General features: G+C 42.1%; 1 protein-coding gene and 1 pseudogene. Both read left to right on the forward strand.

Annotated features, from left to right (window positions below):
- Window positions 1–236: 236 nt before the first annotated feature.
- Window positions 237–941 (forward strand): annotated as a pseudogene (locus tag AC805_RS27070) (serine/threonine protein kinase); the annotation flags it as partial.
- Window positions 924–1,751: a pentapeptide repeat-containing protein gene (locus tag AC805_RS27075; RefSeq protein WP_269433542.1), complete on the forward strand. Its 828-nt coding sequence runs from the start codon at window positions 924–926 to the stop codon at window positions 1,749–1,751. The pseudogene AC805_RS27070 and the gene AC805_RS27075, both read left to right, overlap by 18 nt.
- The last annotated feature ends 22 nt before the right edge of the window (window positions 1,752–1,773 follow it).

Consider the following 1,773-nt stretch of genomic DNA (forward strand, 5'->3'; position numbering starts at 1 on the left):
GATAGAAGTTCTCGAATGATAGTTGTCCTTTTGCGGAACGTCGGTACATAAAATTTTATTGGTGCAAGGGTTTTTCTTGTTTTTGGGCTTTTTTCTTGCATCTTATCAGCTTTTGCAACCTTTGGAAACTACTGATTGCAACTGTTTCTGCCTTTTTCAGCAAGCCCTAAATAGATTTGACTGGGGAATATACGATGGAACTACATCCAGATCTGACGGAATATGGCTATGAGGTAATGAGTGTATTGGGGCATAACTACGGAGCCAACCGTAGTACCTATCTTGCCCATAACCTTATCTATCAAGAGCTAGTTGTAATTAAGTTATTCCGTTTTCCTAAGTCGGTCGATCGATTCGCCGCCTATGAAAAGGCGATCGCTCGCGAAGCAGAAATCCTCCAGCAAGTGCAGCATCCTCAGATTCCTCGTTATCTCAGTAGTTTTGATACTATTGATGGCTATTGCATTGTGCAGCAATATGTCAAAGCGCAGTCCCTTGCTAATCCCCGCAGGTTTTCGCTAGAGCAAATTCAGCAACTTGCGATCGCGGCTTTAGAAATTTTGGTATAACTTCAAAATCAGACTCCACCAATTATCCATCGAGATATCAAACCAGAAAACTTACTGGTAAGTGATGACCTAAAACTGTATCTAGTTGATTTTGGCTTTGCCCGCATTGGCGTAGCAGATAATGCGATGAGTAGCGTCGCGGCTGGCACATTTGGCTTTATGGCTCCAGAGCAGCTACGTAATGGAATCCTCAGCGCAGCAACAGATAACTATGGTTTGGGGATGACCCTAATTTGTTTGTTAACGGGGATTCGTTCCACTCAAGTCGATCGCTTAATTAATGAAGACAATCAGATTCAGTTTCAGCATTTGTTAACTAATGTGAATCCTCGCTTTGCGCAATGGCTGAAAAAAATGACTGCCCCAAAATTGAAAGATCGCTATCGCGATGCGGCAACAGCCTTAGAGCATCTGCGTCAAATTGGCGAGATTGGTCTAGCGAAATCAAGGAATAGCGGATGGCGTAGAGTCCCGATTTATCTATTGCCTGTAGCGATCGCTTCTCTACTGACATTTTCCCCTACTCCTGCACCTGAAAAGGTTTCCACTAGCATTCCACCTGCGCCGTTACCCACAAATCCGCTAAAAATAACGACTCCGCCATCACCCTGTATTGACAATCGCAATGTAAAATTGACACAGATAGAAGAGCAGGATGGCAAGGATTCTCTCGTTAAACTCCAAATTAACCGTGAATGTCGTGGATGTGATTTCAGGGGGGCGAGAAATATTACTCTTAAAGATTTGAAATCTGTCGATCTCCAAAATGCTGATTTGCGGGGTGTTAGTATTGTCCAATCCGATTTATCGGATGCAAATTTTAAAGGTGCAAACCTTGAAGGAGCAAATTTTGCCCAGTCAGTCCTGAAAAATGCAGATTTTTCCGAAATTCATGCCAAATGTACGAATTTCATCCAATCTGTTCTACCAAATTCAATGTTTACACGCGCAGATCTGACATCAGCTAAACTGATCCAAGCCAAAATGGCTGGTTCCGATCTCTCCCATGCTAACTTAAATTCTGCGGATCTATCTCAAGCTGATCTCACTGACGCTAACTTAGATAATGCTAATTTAGCGAATACCGACATGACCCAAACAACCCTTAAAAATGCAACTATGGATGGGGTAATCATTAAAAACACAAAAATCAATCCATCAAAATTACCTAATAATAGGTAGTTATACCAATTCACGAAAGTGT

The sequence above is a fragment of the Pseudanabaena sp. 'Roaring Creek' genome (assembly GCF_001402795.1).
In the GTDB taxonomy this organism is placed as follows: domain Bacteria; phylum Cyanobacteriota; class Cyanobacteriia; order Pseudanabaenales; family Pseudanabaenaceae; genus Pseudanabaena.